At 54.7% G+C, this 23,458-nt stretch carries 21 protein-coding genes; 4 read left to right on the top strand and 17 right to left on the bottom strand.

Features of this window, described 5'->3' with window-relative positions; translation table 11 throughout:
• Positions 1–17 precede the first annotated feature (17 nt).
• Genes IE076_RS21170 through IE076_RS21160 form a run of 3 tightly spaced genes read right to left on the bottom strand, consistent with a single transcriptional unit; the run spans position 18 to position 2,586 of the window.
• Complete coding sequence (locus tag IE076_RS21170) at positions 18–1,280, bottom strand: GNAT family N-acetyltransferase (RefSeq protein WP_371871524.1); 1,263 nt, start codon at positions 1,278–1,280, stop codon at positions 18–20.
• Between the two features lie 11 nt (positions 1,281–1,291).
• The gene (locus IE076_RS21165) at positions 1,292–2,059 is read right to left on the bottom strand and encodes a glycerophosphodiester phosphodiesterase family protein (protein ID WP_189438797.1); all 768 of its coding nucleotides are present in this window, start codon (positions 2,057–2,059) and stop codon (positions 1,292–1,294) included.
• 59 nt (positions 2,060–2,118) lie between these two features.
• On the bottom strand, positions 2,119–2,586 hold the full coding sequence (locus IE076_RS21160) for a RidA family protein (protein ID WP_189438796.1): 468 nt from the start codon (positions 2,584–2,586) through the stop codon (positions 2,119–2,121).
• 304 nt (positions 2,587–2,890) lie between these two features.
• Here IE076_RS21160 and IE076_RS21155 point away from each other — a divergent pair, with 304 nt between their 5' ends.
• Entirely contained in the window at positions 2,891–3,838 is a 948-nt protein-coding gene (locus IE076_RS21155; protein ID WP_189438795.1) for an EipB family protein, read from the top strand.
• Positions 3,839–3,841: 3 nt separating this feature from the next.
• Here the strand turns inward: IE076_RS21155 and IE076_RS21150 are convergent, their stop codons facing one another.
• From IE076_RS21150 to IE076_RS21140, 3 genes are all read right to left on the bottom strand, one after another.
• Positions 3,842–5,140, bottom strand: a complete 1,299-nt coding sequence (locus tag IE076_RS21150) for a DNA polymerase IV (RefSeq protein WP_189438794.1) — start codon at positions 5,138–5,140, stop codon at positions 3,842–3,844.
• Between the two features lie 186 nt (positions 5,141–5,326).
• Complete coding sequence (locus IE076_RS21145) at positions 5,327–6,007, bottom strand: hypothetical protein (RefSeq protein ID WP_189438793.1); 681 nt, start codon at positions 6,005–6,007, stop codon at positions 5,327–5,329.
• Entirely contained in the window at positions 5,994–6,299 is a 306-nt protein-coding gene (locus IE076_RS21140; protein WP_189438792.1) for a DUF3572 domain-containing protein, read from the bottom strand. The genes IE076_RS21145 and IE076_RS21140 overlap by 14 nt, the downstream gene beginning before the upstream one ends.
• A 153-nt stretch (positions 6,300–6,452) precedes the next feature.
• On the opposite strand from IE076_RS21140, the gene IE076_RS21135 reads away from it, so the two are divergent.
• On the top strand, positions 6,453–6,824 hold the full coding sequence (locus IE076_RS21135; RefSeq protein WP_189438791.1) for a response regulator: 372 nt from the start codon (positions 6,453–6,455) through the stop codon (positions 6,822–6,824).
• A 940-nt stretch (positions 6,825–7,764) separates the two neighbouring features.
• Here the strand turns inward: IE076_RS21135 and rpmG are convergent.
• The 6 genes from rpmG to topA all read right to left on the bottom strand — a co-directional run bounded on the left by rpmG (position 7,765) and on the right by topA (position 15,835).
• Positions 7,765–7,932, bottom strand: coding sequence for a 50S ribosomal protein L33 (rpmG, locus tag IE076_RS21130; RefSeq protein WP_189438790.1), 168 nt, complete (start codon positions 7,930–7,932; stop codon positions 7,765–7,767).
• A gap of 161 nt (positions 7,933–8,093) precedes the next feature.
• On the bottom strand, positions 8,094–9,275 hold the full coding sequence (locus tag IE076_RS21125; protein WP_189438789.1) for an MFS transporter: 1,182 nt from the start codon (positions 9,273–9,275) through the stop codon (positions 8,094–8,096).
• Positions 9,276–9,400: 125 nt separating this feature from the next.
• Entirely contained in the window at positions 9,401–10,162 is a 762-nt protein-coding gene (locus tag IE076_RS21120) for an NUDIX hydrolase (protein WP_189438788.1), read from the bottom strand.
• A 3-nt stretch (positions 10,163–10,165) separates the two neighbouring features.
• Complete coding sequence (locus IE076_RS21115; protein ID WP_189438787.1) at positions 10,166–10,582, bottom strand: DUF983 domain-containing protein; 417 nt, start codon at positions 10,580–10,582, stop codon at positions 10,166–10,168.
• 47 nt (positions 10,583–10,629) lie between these two features.
• Complete coding sequence (rnr, locus tag IE076_RS21110; protein WP_189438859.1) at positions 10,630–12,897, bottom strand: ribonuclease R; 2,268 nt, start codon at positions 12,895–12,897, stop codon at positions 10,630–10,632.
• Between the two features lie 142 nt (positions 12,898–13,039).
• Positions 13,040–15,835 (bottom strand): type I DNA topoisomerase, encoded by a 2,796-nt coding sequence (gene topA / locus IE076_RS21105; protein ID WP_189438786.1) that lies wholly within the window; start codon positions 15,833–15,835, stop codon positions 13,040–13,042.
• 384 nt (positions 15,836–16,219) lie between these two features.
• Here topA and IE076_RS21100 point away from each other — a divergent pair, with 384 nt between their 5' ends.
• Complete coding sequence (locus tag IE076_RS21100; RefSeq protein ID WP_189438785.1) at positions 16,220–16,357, top strand: hypothetical protein; 138 nt, start codon at positions 16,220–16,222, stop codon at positions 16,355–16,357.
• 12 nt (positions 16,358–16,369) lie between these two features.
• Here IE076_RS21100 and dprA read toward each other — a convergent pair whose 3' ends face one another.
• From dprA to IE076_RS21080, 4 genes are all read right to left on the bottom strand, one after another.
• Entirely contained in the window at positions 16,370–17,563 is a 1,194-nt protein-coding gene (gene dprA, locus IE076_RS21095; protein ID WP_189438784.1) for a DNA-processing protein DprA, read from the bottom strand.
• A 4-nt stretch (positions 17,564–17,567) separates the two neighbouring features.
• Positions 17,568–18,185: a glycerol-3-phosphate 1-O-acyltransferase PlsY gene (gene plsY / locus IE076_RS21090; RefSeq protein ID WP_189438783.1), complete on the bottom strand. Its 618-nt coding sequence runs from the start codon at positions 18,183–18,185 to the stop codon at positions 17,568–17,570.
• A 126-nt stretch (positions 18,186–18,311) separates the two neighbouring features.
• On the bottom strand, positions 18,312–19,616 hold the full coding sequence (locus tag IE076_RS21085) for a dihydroorotase (RefSeq protein WP_189438782.1): 1,305 nt from the start codon (positions 19,614–19,616) through the stop codon (positions 18,312–18,314).
• An 11-nt stretch (positions 19,617–19,627) separates the two neighbouring features.
• Complete coding sequence (locus IE076_RS21080; RefSeq protein WP_189438781.1) at positions 19,628–20,587, bottom strand: aspartate carbamoyltransferase catalytic subunit; 960 nt, start codon at positions 20,585–20,587, stop codon at positions 19,628–19,630.
• A 133-nt stretch (positions 20,588–20,720) separates the two neighbouring features.
• Here IE076_RS21080 and IE076_RS21075 point away from each other — a divergent pair, with 133 nt between their 5' ends.
• The gene (locus IE076_RS21075) at positions 20,721–22,376 is read left to right on the top strand and encodes an acyl-CoA dehydrogenase family protein (protein ID WP_189438780.1); all 1,656 of its coding nucleotides are present in this window, start codon (positions 20,721–20,723) and stop codon (positions 22,374–22,376) included.
• Here the strand turns inward: IE076_RS21075 and IE076_RS21070 are convergent.
• Positions 22,361–23,299, bottom strand: coding sequence for an AEC family transporter (locus IE076_RS21070; protein ID WP_189438779.1), 939 nt, complete (start codon positions 23,297–23,299; stop codon positions 22,361–22,363). The two genes, IE076_RS21075 and IE076_RS21070, sit on opposite strands and share 16 nt — an antisense overlap.
• Positions 23,300–23,458: the final 159 nt, after the last annotated feature.

Genomic DNA, 23,458 nt, shown 5'->3' with positions numbered 1-23,458 from the left:
ATATTTTGAAGTGATTTCTAGGTGCCGTTTTGCCTAAACGGACCGTTCTCAGAGAGGAACTGCTGTTCCTGCAGAACGGCCTGACGTTCCTGTTCCAGATAATGTGCGACGGCATTCCTTAACGAAGGGTGTGCAATCCAGTGGGCGGAGTAGGTGAGATTGGGCATGTAGCCGCGTGCCAGTTTGTGACTGCCCTGTGCTCCCGCTTCCACCCGTTTCAGGCCACGGGACAGGGCGAACTCGATGGCCTGATAATAGCAGATTTCGAAGTGCAGGCAGGGGTGGTTTTCGATGCAGCCCCAGTTGCGGCCATAAAGGGTGTTGCTGCCGATCATATTAAGGGCGCCAGCGATGTAACGGCCATTTCGCTTTGCCATGATCAGCAGGGTGTGGTCCGCCAGCCGTTCGCCGAGCAGGGAGAAGAACTCACGGTTGAGATAGGGGTAGCCCCATTTGCGGCTGCCGGTGTCCATGTAGAACTCGTAGAACGCATCCCAGTGGCTTTCTGTCAGATCGGAGCCCGTGACCCACTCCACCTCTATATCGTTCTCCAGCGCGGTCTTACGCTCTTTGCGGATGCTTTTGCGTTTGCGGGAAGAGAGGTGCGCCAGAAAGTCAGCAAAAGTAGCGTAGCCGTTGTTCTCCCAGTGGAACTGCTGGTCCGTGCGCAGGAGGAAGCCCTGATCGCCCAGTTCCTTCCATTCCTGTTCGGTGAGGAAGGTCAGGTGGGCGGAGGAGCCTTCTATGCGGGTTGCCAGTTCCTTTAGGCCGGTAGTGAGGATCTTGATTGTCTCACGCCGGTTCGCCTGCGGAGAGATCAGGAGGCGTCGGCCCGGGGCTGGTGTGAAGGGAATGGAGCATTGCAGTTTAGGATAGTAGTTCCCGCCAGCGCGCTCGAAGGCATCAGCCCAGGCATGGTCGAAGACGTATTCGCCCTGACTGTGGCTTTTGGCGTAGGTGGGGATCGCCGCGATGGGCTTGCCGTCCTGTTCCCACCAGATGTGTTGGGGAATCCAGCCTGCTTCCCAGCCCACGCATCCGCTTTCTTCAAGTGCCTGCAAAAATGCGTGTGAAAGCAGTGGGTTAAATCCGGAAACTTGAGAGTTTGATTCAGTTTCCGGATTTGTTTTCTGTTGGATCGTTTCAGGTGAATCGAACCAGTCCTGTTGATCATAAAGGATCGGCGGTGTGCCGGGATTTGCCAGTGCATCCCAATCTGTACTGGGGATGTCATCCAGAGAGGAGAGGACTTTCAGAACGGGTGATGGAGGTACTGGCAAATCAATAGGTCCTAGAGTGGATCTTTATCCGGATTAAAGCCTTCAAAGACAATCTGGTCTGCATATTTGGCAGCGGTGAGACGGTCTTCTTTGGTTTTGACGGTCCATGTCATGATCGGCAGGCCGTAGAATTCACGCAGGAAACTTGGGCCATCTGCGGGCAGGTCCTTTACATAGAACGAGACGAAGTGTGGGTCGGTGCCAGCCATGTGCACCATCCATGAGATTTTCTCGATCTCGTGCGCTGTCAGGTGCTGGCGCATATTCTCATCCAGTGTGGTCATGGATATACAGCCACGCGGGATCTGAGGTGCCACTTGCTTCATGGTTCGAAGCATCTTCTGGTCGAAGGATTTTATTGCCGCAGGACCTTTATAATCGCTGAGAATTTTGGCGATGGTTTTAATGAAGTCATCCTGCCCGGCTTCAAGCCCCAAGGTTTTGATCTCGATGATCAGGGGAATCTTGCTGCCGACCAGCTCCAACAGTTCTTCCAGCGTCCAGATCGGGTCAGAAGAACCGCGCATCGACAGCTTGCGCAGCTCTGCCAGATCGTGGTTGACCACATTGCCCTCGCCGTATGTGAGGCGTTCTAGGTGGGCGTCATGGAAGACGAGGACCTGACCATCCCGGGTCTGCTGCACGTCAACTTCAATGGCGAAGTTGTTTTCTATGGCAGCTTCGACCGCAGAGGGCGTGTTCTCCAGGATGCCTGCGTCCTTGTTATGATAGCCGCGATGAGCGATCGGCCGGGCGGTGAGCCAAGAAAGGTCTTGCATGGATTATTCGAAGTCGCTTCTTCTCAACGGGGATTAGGTTCTGGATGACCGGACCGGGATCACTCGGCAATTTCAAAGATCGCTTCGATCTCGACTGCCGCGTTGAACGGCAGTGAGCCAGCGCTGACAGCTGAACGTGCGTGACGGCCTGCTTCGCCCATCGCTGCCACCATAAAGTCGGAGGCGCCGTTAATGACTTTTGGCTGGTCGCCAAAGTCGCCTGTTGAGTTTACGAAGCCAACAATCTTAACAAGACGCACCACTTTGGACAGATCGCCCGTTGCCGCTTTTGCCTGTGCCAGCAGGTTGATTGCGCATAGGCGGGCTGCTTCCACACCATCTTCGGTGCCCAAATCAGCGCCGATTTTACCGGTTTTTGCGATTTTTCCGTCCTGCATTGGCAGCTGACCGGAGATGAAGAGCTGATTTCCGGTTCTCACAAAAGGCACGTAATTGGCGGCAGGAGCTGCAGCTTCCGGCAGTGTGACACCAAGCTTTTCAAGATTTTTCTGGATTGTGTCGGACATTCTTCTTCCCTCTGATTTGGAATGTTCTGTTGCAATAAGTGATACAGTTCCACGAAAACTCAAGAGTTTTTTCTTCACTAAGCCGTGCACTGCAAAGTTGGGGCACACTCACACCAGAATCATCGGGGTTGCAAGGGTGTATAAAGCGTTGTCTACGTGGGATACGTGTATCTAATTTGAAAGATTTACCTTAGCAGTGATTTCCCTAGCGTAATGCGCGCGTTGGTGGCAACCTATATGCACTCTACAATGATGGAAGAGAGGTATGTTCCGTGCCTTTTGTTTCGGCAGGATCGGAGGTTTTATGGTGAAGCTGTGCTTGGGAAACGGGTTGGGAGGACATGGTCTTTCCAGCATTGCAGGATCGTCACTTGCTCTCTGCTTTCTTCTGCTTCCGTCCATGGGAACTGCTGCTACTCTTCAACCACACAAAGCGGTTTATGATATGAAGCTTGCCGGTTCGCAAAGCGGCGCTGATGTTGCGGATGTGAGCGGACGTATGGTCTATGAGCTCTCCGGTTCTGTCTGTGATGGCTTTGCGGTTGCATTACGCTTTGTGGTCAGGAGCACTGATGAGGAGGGGGAGCAGACGATCACCGACCTTCGCGGCTCCTATTCTGAAGCGCCGGATAATTCCGAGCTTGCCTTTGCCTATGAGACCTTCATCGGTGACATGCTGGCCGAGCAAACGCTTGGCACTGCGGAGCACCAGACGACCAAGCTGGATGTGGATCTGGATGGGCCGGATGGGAAGACGCTGAGCTTTGATGGGGCCATCATGTTCCCCTTACAGCATCTTCATAGTGTGATTGACGGGGCTGCCAGTGGGCAGCACTTCATGGTCTCCAAGCTTTATGATGGCAGTGTGACCGGGGAGCAGCTGTTTGAGGCAACCACTGTCGTGGGCCGCAAACTGGCTGATCCACTTGATCTGCGCTCCGACCGGCTTTCCTTGCCGCAATCAATGGCATCCATGGATGCATGGCCGGTTTCCATTGCGTACTTCAACCTGAGTGATGAGACACGCGGTGAGCGTACGCCGGATTATCAGTTGCGGTCGGTTCTGCACGAAAACGGTGTTTCCAGAAGCATGAACCTGAACTACGGGGTGTTTGAGCTGGAAGGCGCACTGGTCCAGCTGGATCTGAAGCCGGTAACGCCCGTCACTACATGCGGAACCTCTGTTAGTCTGGATGAAGATGTGAGCGTTCCGGCTGGTGATACCATCAAGAACGAGACGCTAGGTCGGTAAGCCCTAGGTTTTATCCGGTGTCTTGAGGGAGCGGCCAAGCGAGACGACTGAGCTGTCGTTGAATTTTCCGCGCAGGACGTCCATAGCCCGTTCGACTTTGGCGCGTTTTTCTGCCTGTTCATCCAAAAGGTCTTCCGGGTCTGCCTGATCTGCTGGCCCCAGATCGCCGAGGCCTACGCCAATCAGGCGGAAACGCATTTTTCCATCAGCAACGTTCTTGAGTAGTTCATCTGCAGTGCGGAAAATCTTGTCCGCCAACTGGGTGGGGTCGTGCAGCATGCGCGAGCGTGTGATGGTTTTGAAGTCTGCTGTTTTAAGCTTCAGCGTTACAGATCTGCCGGACTTTTCCGCCTTCTTGGTGCGGTAGGCGACTTTTTCGGTGAGCTTCCACAGGCTCTTTGAGAGCTGGGTGACATCGGAGATATCCGAGTTGAATGTGGTTTCGCCGCTGATGCTTTTTGCGCCGCGTTTTGAAGAGACGTGGCGGTCATCCTCTCCCTGACACAGTTTGGCAAGGCGCAGGCCCATGGCACCGTATTTGCGGGCAAGGTCGGTGGGGTCCTTGAGCTGGAGCTGTCCGATGGTCTTAATGCCATCGCGCTCGAGTTTGGCCTGAAAGACTTTGCCTACACCCCAGATGACGCTGGTTGGCTGTTTTGCCAGAAATTCCTTTTTCTCCGCATCACCAATCACAGAAAAGCCGCGGGGCTTATCAAGATCAGAGGCGATCTTTGCGAGGAATTTGTTGGGGGCGAGGCCAACGGAGACGGAGAGGCGGAGTTCCCTCTGGATCTTGAGGGTGAAATGAACAAGCTGCTCGGCTGGTGTGGCACCGTGCAGTTTTTGCGTGCCGGACAAGTCCAGAAAGGCCTCATCAATGGAGAGGGGCTCTACCAGCGGTGTGAGCTTTTCCATCTCTTCGCGGATCTGTTTGCCGACTTTTGAGTACAGCTCCAGCCGTGGTTTTATGACGACCGCGTCGGGGCAAAGATCAAGGGCCTTGAACATGGGCATTGCAGAGCGTACGCCATAGATGCGGGCGATGTAGCAGGCTGCGGAGACAACACCGCGCTGGCCGCCGCCAACAATGACAGGGCGATCTGCCAGTTCCGGGTTCTCGCGCTTTTCGACGGAGGCGAAAAAGGCGTCGCAGTCGATATGTGCGATTTCGAGTGTATCCAGTTCTGCATGGGCGAGAATGCGCGGGCTGCCGCATTTGGGGCAGCGCGTCAGATCTGCACGGAACCTGTGTGTGCAGTCCCGGCAGAGCGCTTTTAAAGGTGTGGTGGCCTCGGTCGCCATGGAAAACTTCGAACCCTGGATCGCTGGCGGAGATGGTGTGCTGGGTCTTATAGCATGAGCTACGACCTAAGTTCCCAGGAAATGCACGCTCCGGCCACATAAAACATTGAACTGCTCATCTGGTCTAGGTCACGCATCCTTAATGCTCAAGATGATCCGATGTCCTGCGCTGCTATTCACGCGCGCTTACCTTAGCGCTGTGATCAATAAATCTTCAATAAAGTCGCCGGTCTCAAGCCAACAGTTGCTTTTCAGGGCTACGTTGGGAAGGTCCTCGGCGGTCGCAAAGAAACGCGGGTCAGCCACGAAGTGTACGAGTTGGACGTGGGGTACGCTTTTGCCAACGGAGACAATGTTGGTCGGGCTGTCATCAACGAAGATGATTGGGTGGCCGTCGCGTTCGGCGCACAGAGCGGCCACTGCACCGCCTTTGGGGCCTTGATTGGTCACCAGCGGGTAGTCGATGCCAATACTTTTGAGCAGGTCCTCGCGGGCGGACTTGTTTTGGTCGCCGGTCAGATTGGTCAGGATAACGATGTCGCAGTGCTTTGACAGGCGTTTCAGCTGTGCGGCTGCGTGGGGTACGGCTTCCTGTTTGCTGACTTCACTCTCGAAAAACTCGTAGATGATTTTCAGGCATTCGTGGTCCGGAAGGTTTTTGCCGGTTTCCGTGTGGAACATGTTTTCTGTGAGGCGATAGACGGCTTCGCGGAAGTATATGCCGCGAGCATTCATGTAGCGCTCAAGATGGGGGATAAAGTGCAGAAGGACTTCGTCCACGTCGCAAATGAGAAGAGGATGCGCGCGTTTTTTGATGACGCTGATTTGCTTCAGTGTGCTTGCATTTGCAGTTTCAATGTTGTGCAAAATAGTCAACGCCTCCGGCGAGTTTAAGATGGGCAGCGGCAATCATGGTGGGGCGAATGCCAGCACCTTCAGTGTAGGACAGCAAGAGCTGCTCATCCTGCATTAAAAACTCAAGAACACCCGCCAAAAAGCCGGGCTCAGCTGCGGCACTGCGAATCTCCTCTGGCCCAATGCCAGCTAAAGATAGGAAACGGCCGAGCTGTTCTGGCTCGCTGCTTATAAATGTCAGGGCACCAATTGCAATTTCCTGTGCAGTATCTTCGGTTAAACTGCCGGTTTTGCTTAAATTCATTGGTGTTTGCCTTTCTGAAACGAATCCGAATTAACTATGTAGCAGGAAATTTAGTGTGGGACTTGTTCCAATGCCAGTCGCGGCGCGGCTGCATCACACATTTATTTATAGCTAAACCATTTTTGGGGCGGCACTCTGTGCAGGACTGAACTGATGCAAAAGACCGTGCTGATTGTTGAAGACAACGAACTCAACATGAAGCTGTTTAACGATCTTCTTGAGGCCCACGGCTACGCGACCTTGCAATCCCGAAACGGGATGGAGGCGCTTGAGCTTGCGCGAGCGCATAAACCGGACTTGATCCTGATGGACATCCAGCTGCCTGAAGTTTCAGGGCTTGAAGTAACCAAGTGGATCAAAGAGGATGATGATCTGAAGGTTATTCCTGTGATTGCGGTGACCGCCTTTGCCATGAAGGGGGATGAAGAACGCATCCGTCAGGGCGGGTGTGAGGCGTATATTTCCAAGCCGATTTCGGTCAGGAATTTTCTGGAAACAGTTTCTGGGTTCTTGCAGCAAACATAAAGTACTGGTGATTTTTTAGTTGGTTTATTGTGCTTAGCTAAAAATTGTGTTTTCGTAAAACATCGGGAAGCATTGCTTTAGTATTGTACGGGGCAGAGCCAGTTTTTACGGGTTGAAAGACTCACGTCATAAGTCGTAGGTCTTTGCGCTTAGATTAATTCAGCGTGTGAGTCTTGCGGGAATTGTGGGCTTTCTGCGCGTTTGCCTCTTGTAAATGAGCGGTTTCTTTCCTTTTGTTGTGTATAGGTCAAGAATCCCCTCCATTTTCAGGAGCGCAATTACCTTAAAGCTTTACTAAAGTCGTAAATGTTGCGATGGTGATGTGCGAAATCATCTGCCGCATGAAACAATTGACTACGAAATCGCAGTATTGGCCCTCGGTTGATTGAATAAGTCCCGGCAATACTGCTTCATAGTTTCCCTACGGAGCGCTCAGGTCCGCCGCATCTCCTGGGTCCGTGGGGTTGGCCGGCGAGTAAACGGGTTCTGAGTGGCCTCCTCGTGTCATCCGGTTCTCGCCGGCCACCAATTCTTCCAGATATAAGTTGAGCCTTGCTCGCAAGCCTGCGCGTGCGTGTCTCTTGCTGTGCGCGCAGTGTGCTGCATGTTTGCCAGCAGTGGATGCTGTGCGTCTATACTGGTGCCGTGAGGCGGAGAGTCTGGGAGAGGAGAAAACGTGGTGTGATTTATCATCTCGCGTGGGGTAGCTTTGTTTGTGTGCCAACGTGTTTTGGAGTAGCCCCGCCTCATTGATATTGAAGCGGAATTGACCGTCTAGGGGACTATAATAAGTCCTGATCCTCTTGTGTGAGGAAATGTTGTCCACCCCTCATAATTAAGTGGTCAGGTGCGGTCTGATGAAGTCGTCGTGATTGGCGCATGCAAAAAAGGCGCCTGCAAATGCAAACGCCTTTTTTGAAAATTCAGCTGAAGCCAAGACTTACTTGATCTTGGTTTCTTTGAACTCAACGTGCTTCTTTACGACTGGGTCGTATTTACGCTTCACCATTTTTTCGGTCATGGTGCGGGAGTTCTTTTTGGTTACGTAGAAGAAGCCGGTGTCCGCAGTAGACTGCAGCTTGATCTTAATGGTGGTCGCCTTGGCCATCGCTAAGGATCCTGTCTGTTTTCGGCTTTTTTAAAGTAGCCGGTTGTTTTGTTTGTCCCGGTGGCACCCTCACACCTTCGCTTCGGGCAGGGTGCGCTTCCGGTGAAACTTTGGGAATTCAGGGCGCACATTACTAATCACGGGACCAAAGTCAAGATGCATTAGGGGGCTGAGCCCAGTCTTGTCCCCCTTATCAGGCATATAATTACATAAGCGCCGAGGAATCCTGCGAAGAGCAGGGGAAGGCCCGTAGCGCCCCAGGTGGATAGGGCAAAGCCAGTGGAGGCAGGGCCAACCAATTGTCCAATGGAATACATCAGGACGAAGGCTGCATTTGCGGATGCCAGATTAGCGCCTTCAAAGCGGGCGCCAAGGTGGGTGAGGCCGATCGTGTAGAGCCCGGCCACCACACCGCCCCAGAGAAACAGCAGAAGGCAAATCCCATAAAAACTGCTCGAAAGCGGGATCATGAGCAGGCTGGCGAGGAGACCAAAGGCGCCACAATAGATGAGCAGGTGACGGCGGTTCATGCGGTCCGACAGCATGCCGAGCGGTATTTGCAGTACCATATTGCCTGCCGCCATGGCGGAGACGAGCAGCGTTGCCGCTTGTGGTGTCAGGCCGACTTTTAGCCCAAACAAAGGAAGCAGCGAGATCGCTGACTGTTCCACCGCTCCAAACGTGAAGCCAGCCATCGTCGCTGCTGGAGCTATCCACAAAAAGGTATAGAGCTTTGAAGTTGCTTCGTTTTCGATTCTGGGTGCTGCTTTGAAGCCAATCAGCACAGGCAGAGCTGCGATAATGATACCAGCGCCTGCCAAAAGGAAGGGCAACGCACCTGTTGTGCCAGCAACGGCAAGGACCAGAGGTCCAGAGGTGAAGCCCAGTGCGAGTACAGTGGCGTACACGCCCATGAGGAAGCCTCTGTGTTTTGAGGGCGCCAGTGCGTTGATCCAGAACTCGGAAATGATGAAGGCAGAGGTCGTTGCGCCATGGAACAACAGACGCAGCGGGAACCAGGCCCAGAAGTTTTCCAGCACAAAGAAGAAGGGCAGGGTGACGCCTGCAATCAGCAGGCTGATCAGGAGCGCCTGCGGTGTGCCCAGTTTGCGAGCTAGGTAGGGGCCAACAGGTGTGGCAACAATGGAGGCGACGCCAGCAAAGGCGGTGTTAATGCCGATCCATGTGTCACCGACACCGCGATACTCAAGCGTAAGCGCCAGCAGCGGCAAGCTTGCGGAGAGTGACAGGCCAACTGCGGTGATCGCAGCGATGGCGGCAATGATGCCGCGGATCTGTGTGGTGGAGAGGGAACTGGATGGTGCACCCGATATCTGAAGCATTCACATCACTGCGTTTCAAGCTCGTTTTGAGCGTGGTTTTTATTGCTTCTATCAGGAAATGAACAAGGCGCAACACATGACCCCACGGAGTGAGGTGAATATTGCGCCCTGCTGCATGACTGCAATTAGATTTCTTCGCGCGCGAAGCCGTCGTTCTTCCAGTAGTAGTATGGCACAGGTCCGTCCGGAGAAAGCTCCGGGTCCTGGCGCAGACGATTTTCAAGATCGGTCAGCACAGCAAGTGTGATGCGTGGCAGGTCGAGCTCTTTGCATTGCTCGATCGGCAGCCACTGGAGTTCTTCCAGCTCTTCTGTGGGGCCGATGCCCGTTTCCAGTTTATGTGCAATCTGGTCTGCCCAAACGGCGAAGAAACGAGCGTCAAAGCGCCGTGTTCTGCCCGGAGGGGTGATTGCGCGGGCGACAAAACGCAGTGGCGCCAGATCCAGTTGAATGCCTAGTTCGTCAAACGCTTCAAAGCCGGGGCCTACAGGACTGTCGGTTCCCTCGGTTCTGGTACCGATAAACAGACCTGCTTCCTCATAGGTTTCGCGAATGGCGGCGATGGCCAATGCACGCAGGCGGCTTTCGGTTTTGATCTGCTTTTTGTCGTAGTTGAGCTTGGTGAGCACGTCCGGGTGATAGTCGCGCGTGTATTTTACGCGGCTGTCCTCGGAATCAACGCGGCCACCGGGGAAGACAAACTTGCCGGGCATGAACTTGTGCGCCATATGGCGTTTGCCCATGAGCAGGTACAGGGACCCATCTTCCCTGCGGTCCAGAATAAGCAGTGTGGAGGCGTCTTTAGGCCTCAAGGGTTGAGCGTTCGGGTTGTTGTTTTCTTCCGCTCGCTCAACTTTGACTTCATTCGTCAGGTCGTCTGTGGACATTCATTACCTCTGATTGGCGCGTGTCGGGCCAAAACTAGGCGCTTTGCCAGCTGTTGCAAAGCCATCCATACGTAGTGCCCATTGCAAACCAACCATGGCGCCCTTGATAGGGCGCAGGAGGGCCAGAGACATGATGAGGGTCAAAGGCAGCCAGACGGCCATGTGAAGCCACATTGGCGGCACATAGGCCATCTCGACCCACATGGCCAGCGCAACAACGACGTGGCCAACGATAAAGATCGTGAAATAAGGTGGTGCGTCATCAGCCCGGTGGTGATGCAGTTCCTCACCACAGGTGTCGCAAGATTGTCTCACACTGAGGTAACCGTCAAAGGCAGTGCCTGTGCCGCAGGAAGGGCATTTACAGCGCATACCGCGCAACACTGCTTCTCCGGTATTCCGATCTTGATGGGTACTCATTTAGACCTGCCTTATCCGTCCAGTAAATGCAGGGGAGTGCGCGAGATTTACGCGCGCTTCCGCTTATTTCCGTTTTTTGACCGGCGTAACCCTTTTGGCCTGCTTTTGTTTCTTTCTTGCCAACCCTTGTGCTTTGCAACCCGTCCTGCTGCTTCGCCTTTGGATTTGCCGTTTGAGAGCATTTCAAACCGTAAAGACCCCGCAAATGGGGCGGCTTCCACCAGTTTTACCTGCACTGCATCGCCAAGTTGGTAGGTTTCTCCGGTCGCTCTGCCCACCAAGGCGTGGGCCGATTCTACATATTCGTAGTAATCCATACCAATGGTAGATGCAGGAATGAACCCGTCTGCGCCATTTTGTAGCAGTTTGACGAACATGCCGGATTTGGTCACTCCGGCTATTCGGCCAGAGAATTCAGCGCCAATTCGCTCGCACAAATATAGGGCTATAAGGCGGTCGATTGTCTCGCGTTCAGCCAGCATTGCCCGCCGTTCTGCGGCAGAAATCTCCGCTGCGATAGCTGGCAACTTCTCCTCAATCCCGTAGGGCAGGCCATCATCGCCAAGGCCGATTGCTCGAATGAGTGCGCGGTGTACGATCAGATCCGCGTAACGGCGAATTGGCGAGGTGAAGTGTGCATAACGCCTTAGGTTCAGACCAAAGTGGCCGATATTATCAGCATTATACTCCGCCTGTGCCTGCGAGCGCAGCACCACCTCGGAGACCATGGTTGCGCTGGCGCTGTCCTTGAACTTGTCGAGGATGTTGTTGAACACCGAGGCGCGGAGGCCGCCGATGTGAGGCAGCTTGACGTTCAGCGTCGAGAGGAAGTCGCGCAGGTTTTCAAGCTTTTCGGGTGTCGAGGCATCGTGCACGCGGTAGAGCAGGGCGGAGTTGCGTTTTTCCAGTTCTTCGGCGGCGGCCACGTTGGCCTGGATCATGCACTCTTCAATGAGCTTGTGTGCATCCAGACGTTCAGGAACGACGATCTGGTCAACGGTGCCGTCTTCCTTGAGCAGAATGCGGCGCTCTGGGAGATCCAGTTCAAGCGGCTGGCGCTTGTCGCGGCCACGCTTGAGGATCTCATAGGCCGCCCACAACGGTTGGAGCACCGGTTCCAGAAGCGGACCGGTTTTGTCGTCTGTGACTCCGTCAATGGCCTTTTGGGCTTGCTGGTAGGAGAGTTTGGCGGCGCTGCGCATTATCACACGGTGGAACGTGTGGGAAATCTTTCGGCCGTTCTTGTCGAAGATCATTCGCGTTGCCAGAGATGGGCGATCTTCGTTCTCGCGCAAGGAGCACAGGTTGTTGGAGATGCGCTCAGGCAGCATTGGAATTACGCGGTCGGGGAAGTACACCGAGTTGCCGCGTAGCAGTGCTTCCTTATCCATGGGAGAGCCGGGTGTCACATAGGCTGCGACATCAGCAATGGCGACGTAGACGATGCAGCCGCCCTGATTCTCCGGATTGTCGTCGAGCTGGGCGTAGACCGCGTCGTCGTGGTCTTTTGCGGTGGCAGGGTCGATGGTGATGAGCGGGATGTCTCGCCAGTCTTCTCGGCCCTTGCTGCCTGCGGGCTTGATGTTTTCCGATTCAGCAATCACGGCACCTGGGAACTCATTGCGAATTCCTTGCGTGTGCAGTGCGATTTCGGAAACAGCCATTTCAGAGGTGGTGGAGCCAAAGCGCTTGACGATGCGGCCACGGGCTGTGCCGTATCGGCCAACTTTGTGAACCTCGATTTTGACGAGGTCGCCGTCTTCTGCCTCCATCAGTTCGCGTGGGTCCACATCGACTGCGTTTTGTTTACGGTCGACTGGTTCCAGTCGCGCTTCTTTTGTGGCTTTGTTGATGCGCAAAATGCCGAGGACGTCGGTGTCGTGGTTTTCCAGACGCTTCATCACGCGTACAACGTGCTGGGCTTCGGGAGTGCCGTCCTGATCGTCCAGCAGCTTGACAAGGGCGCGGTCGCCGATGCCAGGGACCGGGTTGAACTTGTTTTTGTTCCTTTGCGGCAAAACAAGAGTATTCGGCGGCTCACCATGCTCTTCATCCCAGTTCATCGGGATGCCGAGCAGCTCACCGTCGGCTGTTCTGCTTGTGATTTTAACAACAAAGACAGGTGGAAGAGCGCCCGGACGCAGCATGCGTTTGCGGCGTTTTTCGATATGACCGCTATCGGCCAGATCTCTTAACATTCGTTTGAGGGGAATACGCGCTGCGCCGACGATACCAAAGTGGCGGGCGATTTCGCGTTTGCCAGCTTTGCCGGGATTGTCGGCAATAAACTTCAGAATGTCTTCACGGGAGGGCATTTCTGCCGGTCCCTTGTGTCGTTTTTCAGCGGCCTTTTTTCGGCTCAATTTATCTCATCCAGTGCAGCATGTTAGCTGCGAAAAAGGGGCTCCCGATGATCGGAAGCCCACGTGTTTCGTTATCCGGAGAGTAACGGGGCTATTACCCCTTCTTCGCGTTGATCAGCTCAATTGCCTGGTCGCGGGTTACTTTCTCCGGGTCTGTTCCTTTTGGCAGGGAGACAAACTCCTTGCCCCATTTGATCCGAATGCCGAGACGGCCACTGTCGCGCAGCTCCATCGCTCCGCCATCCGGATGGTCGCCAAGTTCCTTCAGCGCCCCTTTGGGCGCTGCTTTCTTGGCACTTGTCTTTTTTGCAGCTGCTTTTTTGGCAGGTGCTTTCTTTTTGCCCTTTGTCGCTGCCTTTGCGTTTACAAGCTCAATGGCTTGTTCCAGCGTGACAGCTTCAGGCGCAACGTCTTTCGGCAGAGTTGCGTTGATCTTTTCCCACTTCACGTAGGGGCCGTAGCGGCCACTGTATACGTTGATTGCGCCGCCATCGGGGTGGTCACCCAACTCTTTGAGTGGCTTTGCGGCCGCGCCGCGGCCACCGCCCTTGGCGCGTTTTTCAGCAAGCAGGGTTACGGCGCGGTTGATGCCGACGGTGAATACTTCTTCCGGGCTGTCCAGATTGGCGTAGGTGCCATCATGCAGGACAAACGGTCCAAACCGGCCAAGGCCTGCGGAGATGGTTTTGCCGTCTTCCGGGTGGGTGCCGACTTCGCGTGGCAGGGAAAGCAGCTCCAGCGCTTTTTCCAGATCCAGATCGGCTGCACTCCAGCCGCGTGGCAGGGAGGAACGCTTGGGCTTGGCTTCTTCACCTAGCTGTACATATGGGCCAAAACGGCCTGTGCGCAAGGAGACTTCCAAACCGGTTTCCGGATCAATGCCCAGAACCTGTGGTCCATCACCTGCGGCACCGGCATCCGCATCACCACCTGAGGTGAGCTGACGGGTGTAATCGCAGTGTGGTGGGTTTTCGTTTGGTTCTTTGCCGTCTTTTTTTTCTTTGTTGTAGTTGGAGCAGCCAACAAACGCGCCGAAGCGGGAGACTTTCAAAGACAGGCGACCGGTTTCACATTTTGGACATTTGCGCGGGTCGGAGCCGTCTTCCTTGTCTGGGAAGACGTGTGCCTTGAGGGTTTCGTTCAGGGCGTCCAGCACTTCGGTGTTGGAGCGCTTGATGACCTCGTCACAAATTTCGTGGAATGGGTTCCAGAAGTCACGCAAGACGGCTTTCCATTCCAGATCGCCAGCCGAGATTTTGTCGAGCTGGTCTTCAAGGCTTGCAGTGAAGTCATACTCCACATAGCGGTTGAAGAAGTCTTCCAGAAAGGCGATGACGAGACGGCCTTTGTCCTGCGGGATCAGGCGCTTCTTGTCCAACTCCACGTAACCGCGGTCACGTAGGGTTTGCAGTGTTGCGGCGTAGGTGGACGGGCGGCCAATGCCTAGCTCTTCCATCTTCTTCACCAGCGTTGCTTCGGTGAAGCGTGGTGGTGGTTCTGTAAAGTGCTGGTTGGCTTCAATGCCCTTGCGGCCAAGGCTGTCGCCCTGTTTCATTGGCGGCAGGCGTTTGCTTTCCTCATCTTCCTCATCATCTTTACCTTCCTGATAAAGGGTGAGGAAGCCGTCGAAACGAACAACGGAACCGGAGGCGCGCAGGGCAGCCTTTTTGGCGCCGTTTACGGCGTCAATGTCAACGGTGGTGCGTTCCAGAACGGCAGATTCCATCTGGGAGGCAATGGTGCGCTTCCAGATCAGCTCGTAAAGCCGTGCGCCGTCTTCATCGAGGAACTGTGCCATGTCACGTGGGTGACGGGACAGGTCTGTCGGGCGGATCGCTTCGTGAGCTTCCTGAGCGTTTTTCGCCTTAGAGGAATACACGCGTGGCTTATCGGGAACGTACTCATCCCCGTAGCGGGATGCGATGACACTGCGTGCACTTTGAATTGCTTCTGGCGCGATCTGCACGCCATCGGTACGCATATAGGTGATCAAACCAGTTGTTTCACCGCCGATATTGGCACCTTCATAGAGCTTCTGCGCTACCTGCATGGTACGGGCTGCGGCAAAGCCAAGCTTACGGGACGCTTCCTGTTGAAGGGTGGAGGTGGTGAACGGCGCATATGGGTTGCGCCTTTGTGGTTTGCTCTCAACAGTGCTGACTGAGAAGCTGGCGCCATCAAGCATCTGCTTGATTGTGGTGGCTTGCTGCTCATTCTTAATGTCGAGGCGTGTGATCTTCTGGCCGTCAAAGCCAGTGAGGCGTGCCTGAACTGCGGCGTTTTCCGGTGTGTTCAGGTTTGCCAGAATGGACCAGTATTCCTGCGAGAGGAAGGTTTCGATCTCATTCTCGCGCTGGCACACAAGACGCAGAGCAACGGATTGCACGCGGCCTGCGGAGCGGGCGCCCGGCAGCTTGCGCCACAGGACAGGAGAGAGGGTGAAACCGACGAGATAGTCAAGGGCGCGGCGGGCCAGGTAAGCATCAACGAGCGGCACATCCAGTTCGCGCGGGTTTTTCATCGCTTCGAGAATGGAGCTTTTGGTGATCGCGTTGAAGACCACGCGCTCAACCTTCATGTCCTTCAGGACGCGTTTCTTTTTCAGAACTTCCAAGACGTGCCAGGAAATGGCTTCCCCTTCGCGGTCGGGGTCAGTTGCGAGAATAAGGCGGTCAGCCCCCTTCACCGCGCTGGCAATATCCGACAGGCGCTTTTGAGATTTGGAATCCACGGACCACGACATGGCAAAGTCGTCGTCGGGCAGTACTGAGCCGTCCTTTGGAGGTAGATCGCGTACATGGCCGTAGGACGCCAGAACTGTGTAGTCCTTGCCTAGATACTTGTTGATGGTCTTGGCTTTCGCCGGTGATTCCACAATGACTACGTTCATTGATTTCCTGGCTTTCGCGTAAATCTCGTCTTGGAATTGATAAATCAAAAACCGTTTTATGAGTCGAACCGACACAATCGCGGCTGACTTCGCGGCTGTCAAATGGCCTTTTCAGATCGATTGGTCAAGAGCGGAAAAGCCTCTCCCTTAATTTCCTTGGGTCTGTTTTGGGTTGTTCTTGATAATTTGCACAACCTAGGGTAATTGAGGTATTTGCTGTAACCCTCAGATTGCAAAGCGTTTTTTGTTTTCGGAGGCTTGTGTCATGGTTGCATAAGAAGGTTAAAAAGCTTGTATAAATACCCGTTGCCGAAAAAAGACAGATTAATCGAAACGCATGACGTTGCAGACTACTGCGCCAAAATGTGTTGTGAATTGAGTGACATGGCGCGAACTCACAAGCTGGATCTGCTGGGGTATCTACTGATGCTCGCTCAAAAGGAAGCGGCGGCGCAGTTCGATGCGCGGTTGATAGACGATGGTGACGGCCGCACTCCGGCAGATACGGATGAAGTGGAGTAAGACACCGGAAACTCACGCGGTGCTTCCATGTATAAGGGATAGTTTGTTGGGTTTGTGGCGTTCCAGACGTCCAGCGAGTTCAATTTCCAGAAGGATCAGCTGCAGCGTCGGAAGTGGTATGCCGGTAAAACGGAGCAGTTCGTCCTGATCAATCGGTGTTTCACTTAAAGCATCGATGACTGATTGTCGTTCATGTTCGCCCGCAGTGAGTGTGGCTTGGGTGGTCTCTGGTGCGGCTTGATCTTGCATCGGCCAGCTTATGGCAGAGTCGTCAATTCCGGGATTGAGTGGTAGGGACACGGAGATCTTTGGTTCCATGATCTCCAGAATGTCCTCCGTGGACTGAATGAGCGCGGCGCCCTGTTGAATGAGTTTGTTTGCGCCCACAGAACGGGGATCAAGTGGTGATCCGGGGACTGCGAGGATTTCGCGGTTCTGCTCCAGTGCGTAGCGAGCTGTGTGCAGTGAGCCTGATTTTTCGGCGGCTTCAATAAGAACCACGCCCAATGACATTCCCGAGATCAGCCGGTTGCGGCGGGGGAAATCGCGCGCGCGCGGATTCCAGCCCATCGGCATTTCGCTGATTGCGGCACCGTTTGCTGCGATCATTGCTGAGAAGAGTTGCTGATTTTCTTTGGGGTAGACAGTGTCTATGCCACCTGCGAACGCTGCGATCGTTCCGGAGTTGAGGGCGGCCTGATGGGCTGCGCTGTCAATGCCGCGGGCTAATCCGGAGATGATGGTGAAGCCTTGCGAGGACAGATCACCTGCCAGCTGCTTTGCAAACTTTGCACCGGCCACGGAGCAATTGCGGGCGCCGATGATGGCCAGCGTTTTTTGTGTGCCGGTGAGTTCCTGCTGCAAGGGGTCTCTGGCGCGGATAGCGAGCAGGGGCGGCGGGGCGTCGATCTCTCTGAGAAGCGGAGGGTAGGCGGGTTCTCCCATGGCGACGAGGCGGGCACCCATCTTATAAAGCGAAGCTAATTCGGCTTCTGCCTTGTCCTTTGAAAAAAGGCGATAAGATTTCTTACCGCCTCTTCTGGAGAGCTCTGGCAGGGCATCGAGTGCCGCTTGTGCCGAGCCGAAATGATTAAAGAGCTCACGGAATGTTCTTGGTCCAACATTTTCGGAGCGGATAAGGCGAAGCCACGCAAGTCGCTGGGTATCACTTAGGTGTGGTGCCCGGCTTTTGGTGGCTGTCTCCATTAAATCATCCCTTGGAACCGATCTTGCTTTCCTTGCCTTTCAGCAGGCGGGCAATGTTCTCGTGATGTTTTGCCCATAGCAATACGCTGAGTAATCCCATCATTTGCGCAATTTGGCTCTGATCGAAAGCCAGCAGAATAAAGGGAGTGACAAGACTTGCTACCAGTGCTGACAGGGAGGAATACTTTGTGATGTAGGCGGTTGCGATCCAGATGGCGATGAAGATAATGCCCACCGGCCAGAAGATGCCAAGCAGGATGCCGATGTAGGTCGCAACGCCTTTGCCGCCTTTGAACTTGAGCCAGACTGGAAAGATGTGGCCGAGGAAGGCACCCAGACCTGCGATCAGTGCAGCGTCGCCGCCCATGTAAAGGTAGACGAGCACAACGGCGAATGTGCCTTTGAGGGCGTCACATAAAAGGGTGAGCGCTGCCAGCTTTTTGCTGCCGGTGCGCAGCACGTTGGTGGTGCCGATGTTGCCAGAGCCAATGTTCCGGATATCGCCGTGGCCTGCCATTTTGGTGAAGAGCAGGCCGAAGGGAATGGAGCCTAATAGATAGCCAAAGGCCAATGCAGCCAGATAGTAGGGTAAATCAAAGGACCAGCTGATTGGATCAGGCACGGGTGTTCTCCAGTTGTTGCAGATTAAAGCAGCAGGCTTTTCCATACTGTCAGGCCTGCTGCTTTAATATTTCATCGTCTCGCGACGTCTTCTGCCATACCCGCTGGGTCCGTTCAGAAGAGCGCGCTAAATTGCGTCATGATCTAGGATGCCGCCTGCAACGATGGTTGTCAAAACCCGTCCTGTCAAAGTTTCATCCTCGTAAGGCGTGTTCTTTGAGCGGGAGCGTATTCTGTCTTTCTCCACAATCCATGGCTTTTGCGGATCGAACACGATCAGATCTGCTGGTGCACCTTTTGAGAGGCGACCGGCAGGAAGGCCAAGACGGTCCGCTGGATTGCAAGTCATTGTTGCAAGTAGTTTAGAGAGTGAAATATCCTCGTTCAGGACGAGGCGCATTCCCGCTCCAAGCATCGTTTCCAGCCCTAAAGCACCATCCTCGGCTTCTGCAAAGGGGTGACGCTTAGTTTCCACATCTTGTGGGTTGTGATCGGACATTATTATGTCGATTGTGCCGTCTGCCAGTGCCGCAACCATGGCCTGACGATCATCTTCCGTGCGCAATGGCGGCGACATTTTATGGAAGGTCCGGTATGGACCGATGTCGTTTTCGTTGAGCGTGAGATGATTGATGGAGATACCGGCGGTGACGTTGAGGCCTTCGTTCTTCGCTTTCTGGATCGCCTCTGCACTTTGCGGACAGGAGATCAGACGGGCGTGATACTTGCCTTTCGCCATGGCGACGAGGCGCATATCTCGCTCGATTGCGACGAACTCGGCTTCTCTCGGGATGCCGCCCAGACCCAGCCATGAGGCACGTAGACCTGCGTTCATGACACCTGAACCTGCCAAGTCTTTGTCCTGTGCCTGATGAACCACGAGCGCGTCGAAGTCGCGGGCGTAGGTCAGGAGACGGACCAGAACGGAGGAGTTGGTGATTGGCAGTCGGTCGTTGGAAAAGGCGATGGCGCCTGCTTCCTTGAGCAGGCCCAACTCGCTCATATCCTTGCCAGCCAGCCCCTTGGTAAGGGCGGCCATGGGGTGGACATTGACGATGGCGGTGTCGCGGGCGCGGCGGAGCATGAAGTCCACCAGCGCCGGGTCATCGATCACCGGGTCCGTGTTGGGACTGGTGAGGATGGTGGTTACACCGCCAACGGCGGCTGCGCGGCTCGCGCTTTCCAGCGTTTCGCGGTGTTCTGCGCCCGGCTCGCCAACACTGACGCCAATGTCGATAAGGCCGGGGGCAACGACAGCGCCGTCGCAGTCGATGGTTTTTGCGCCGTCCGGAGCGCCCTGATTGAGGGCATCTGCACCGGCGGCAAGGATTATCCCATCCTGAACGATAACCGCACCTGCTTCATCCATGTTGTTAGCAGGATCAATGACGCGGGCGTTTTTCAGGACCAGCGGGTTCACACTTTTGTTCATGCGCGTGTCCTCTAAAGAGTGTCAGGAAGGTTTTGAGCAAGAGCTTCAAGCACTGCCATGCGTATGGCAACGCCCATCTCTACCTGCTCGCGAATGAGGCTTTGTGGGCCGTCAGCAACTTCTGCCGAGATCTCGACACCGCGGTTCATTGGACCAGGGTGCATGACCAAAGCGTCCGGCTTGGCGTAGGAGAGTTTTTCCGAATCCAGACCGTGGTAGCGGAAATACTCACGTACGGATGGCACAAAGGCACCACTCATACGCTCGCGCTGCAAACGCAACATCATGACGATGTCGCATCCTTTCAAACCTTCGCGCATGTCTGTGAATACTTCAACGCCCATACTATGAATACCGGAGGGCATTAGTGTAGAGGGAGCTATGACACGCACGCGAGCTCCCATATTGGAAAGAAGAATAATGTTGGAGCGCGCCACGCGGGAGTGGCGGATGTCACCGCAAATGGCTACTGTGAGACCGCCAAGGGTTCCTTTGTGGCGGCGGATGGTCAAGGCATCCAGCAGAGCCTGTGTTGGGTGTTCGTGAGGACCGTCGCCGGCGTTGACGACTGCGCAGCCGACTTTGCGTGCCAGCAGGTGAACTGCACCTGCAGCATGGTGGCGAACTACCAGCAAGTCAGGACGCATTGCGTTCAAGGTGGCTGCAGTATCGATCAGGGTTTCCCCTTTTTTCACCGAGGAGGTGGAGACCGACATGTTCATCACATCCGCGCCCAGGCGCTTGCCTGCAAGCTCAAAGGAAGATTGGGTGCGGGTGGAAGCCTCAAAGAAGAGGTTGATTTGCGTTCGCCCACGCAGAACAGCTTTCTGCTTTTCGACCTGTCTGGAGACTTCGACGGCTTCGTCGGCAAGGTCCAAAAGGTAATTAATGTGGGGAGGCTGCAATCCCTCGATACCGAGGAGATGGCGATGCGGGAACGCTGTGGATCGATGTGTGGTTTTCTGGGTCATCGAAGACCCATCTATAGGCAGAAACACCGAGTTCGTAAAGGGCTCAACGGATGTATACTTTTATTGTGCAGATCAAAGTTGCACCATGGGCGATAAACTACAAAAATCGCTGGGGCAACGCGCAGGAGGAAAAATGGAAAAAGTTTCGCAAGCCGCTATGACGACAGCTGTGATCAATCAGGCGCCTCCGTATTGTGGGTACAATCTTGCCGAAAGTGATCCGATTCTTCTTGCTGATCTGGGTGGCACCGGTTCCAACGATTCAGCGCGCGATGAGCTGATCAAGTTTGGAGAGCAGTGCGGCGCTGCCGATGCGCTTGATCTGGGCCGCCTGGCGAATGTGAATGAGCCGGTGCTCAAAACACATGATCCGTATGGCCGCCGTCTGGATGTTGTGGAGTTTCATCCCTCCTACCATGCCTTGATGCGCCGCTCGTTCGAGGCTGGGCTGCACAGTGCTTCGGTTGATTCGATGCAGCCGGGTGGTGAGCGGGCGTTTTATAACCGGGCGCGCAAGTATTTCGTAATGTGTCAGGTTGAAGGTGGGCACCTTTGTCCTGTGACCATGACCAACGCCTCAGCGATGGCTTTGACGCAATCTCCCGAGCTCGCCAAAGTCTGGAACGAACGAATTCAGAGCCGCAAGTATGATCAGCGATTCCGTCCGGCCAGCCAGAAAATGGGCGTGAGCCTTGGTATGGGCATGACAGAAAAGCAGGGCGGTTCTGATCTGCGCCAGATTATCACCCGTGCGGAACGGGTTTCTGACGACACTTATGTGATCAACGGCCATAAATGGTTCTTCTCCGCGCCTATGTGCGATGCGTTTCTTGTGCTGGCTAAGCTGGAAGAGGGGCCAACCTGTTTCCTCGTTCCACGCATTCTGGAAACCGGTGAGGTGAACGGGCTGGATTTCCAGCGTTTGAAGAACAAAATGGGCAACAAGTCCAATGCCTCTTCCGAGGTAGAGTTCAACAATGCGGTTGGTTTCCTTGTTGGTGAAGCGGGTAAGGGCATTAAAACCATCTTGAGGATGGTGACCCCAACCCGCGTCGATTGCTGTATTGGGTCTGCTGCGCTGATGCGGGCAGCGATTTCAAGAGCGGTTCATCACACCTCAAGCCGTAGTGCCTTCGGGGCGCGTTTGATTGAAAAGCCACTGATGCAGCGGGTTCTGGCGGATATGTCTTTGGATATGGCGGCCAGTGAAGCGTTGGCCCTGAAGCTGGCTCATTGCATGGATCTGGAGAAGGAAGACAGTCAGGCTGCGGACTTCCTGCGGATTATTACACCAGCGGCGAAATACTGGATCTGCAAGAGCGCGGAGAATGTTGCGGCTGAGGCGATGGAGTGTCTGGGCGGCAACGGATATGTGGAAGACCACGATATGGCCCGCCTTTACCGTGAAGCGCCAGTGAACAGTATCTGGGAAGGCTCAGGCAACATCATGGCGCTTGATCTTCTGCGAGCTATGCATCGCACTCCAGATAGCTTCATGAACGTGTTGGGTACGCTGGAAACGGACCTTGGGCCTGCGGGTAAGGTTTCTGTTGAAGTGTTGCAGGCTGCGGCGCGTACGTGTCTGGAAGATGAAGGTGGCGCACGCTTGCTCACTGAGCAGTTGGCGATTACAGCGGCTGCGGCGGCGCTGAAGGAGGTTGCTCCTCCAGCGATTGCCAATGCGTTTATCGAGACCCGGATGGCGGGTCAGTGGCGCTCAAGCTACGGCATGCTGGACGCGCGTTATGACGCCACTGGTATTTTGGAGTGGCTTTACCCAGTCAAGTAAGCCACGGCCACGAGCCAAGCGGGAATGGTGATTGCGGCGGCGACTGTTTGAAGGGTCAGAATTTCGGCCATCAACTTGGCGTCGCCGCCCATTTTTTTCGCCAGCACAAAGCTTGCGCCTGCGGATGGGACCGAAAACACCAGTACAACGATGGTTGCCGAAATCTCGTCCAGTCCAAGGGCGAGTGCAAAGCTGATGGCGATGGCTGGAGCAAGTATGTTGCGGATCAACAAGGCTGAAGTGAGCGCTGGGCCGGGGCGGCGCAGGGCTCGCAGATCCAAAGCGGCACCTACGCATAAAACAGCAATTGGCAGTGCTGCGCTTCCCAAAAATGTCAGGTAGTTGGTGATAACCTGCGGAATCTGGCCACCTGATACGTTGATCAGCAGACCCGCTGCAACGGTGATGATGAATGGGTTTTTGGCCAGTTCTCTCGCAAGTGTCTGTACAGTAGGGGATGATCCGCCTGCGTATACGGCCAGAACGATGACACAGAGCAGGTTTGCTGCCGGGATCATGATTGCCATGATGACCGCTACCAGCGCCACACCTTCCTCGCCAAAACTGTTGGCTGCAATTGCCATGGCGACAAAGCCATTCCAACGCACGACGCCTTGAAAGATCGAGGTGAAGCGCGGGCCCGACATGGAGAACTTTGCTTTGAGCACGGGTTGCAGCACGAGGCAAAGAACAGCAAGAAAGGAGAAGGTTCCCAGTACAGCGATGGCGATGTCTTTAACTGGCATCACTGAGAAATCGGAGGTGCCGACATTGATGAGGATGAGCGCCGGGAACAGGATCCAATAGGACAGATCTTCCATACCGCCCCAGCGCTCTCTTGGAATGAAGTTGCGACGGCGGAGGAACCATCCTGTAGCCGTTAGGAGCAGGACAGAGGTAATGGCTGACAGAGCAGAAAACATATTATTGCTTTTCAGAGTATTGCTCAGACGGAAAACGGTCTTGGCAAATGAGATGGATAAACGAGGCGTGCAGCATGCCTCCGTTTAAGCACGTAGCCTGAAATGCGCAGATCGGTAAAGCTCTGTGAGCCAAAAAAATCTCAAGTGTTGATGCTTGGG

It is taken from the genome of Pseudovibrio japonicus (genome assembly GCF_014651595.1).
GTDB classification, from domain to species: domain Bacteria; phylum Pseudomonadota; class Alphaproteobacteria; order Rhizobiales; family Stappiaceae; genus Pseudovibrio; species Pseudovibrio japonicus.
This window is presented reverse-complemented; position numbering and strand designations above follow the sequence as displayed.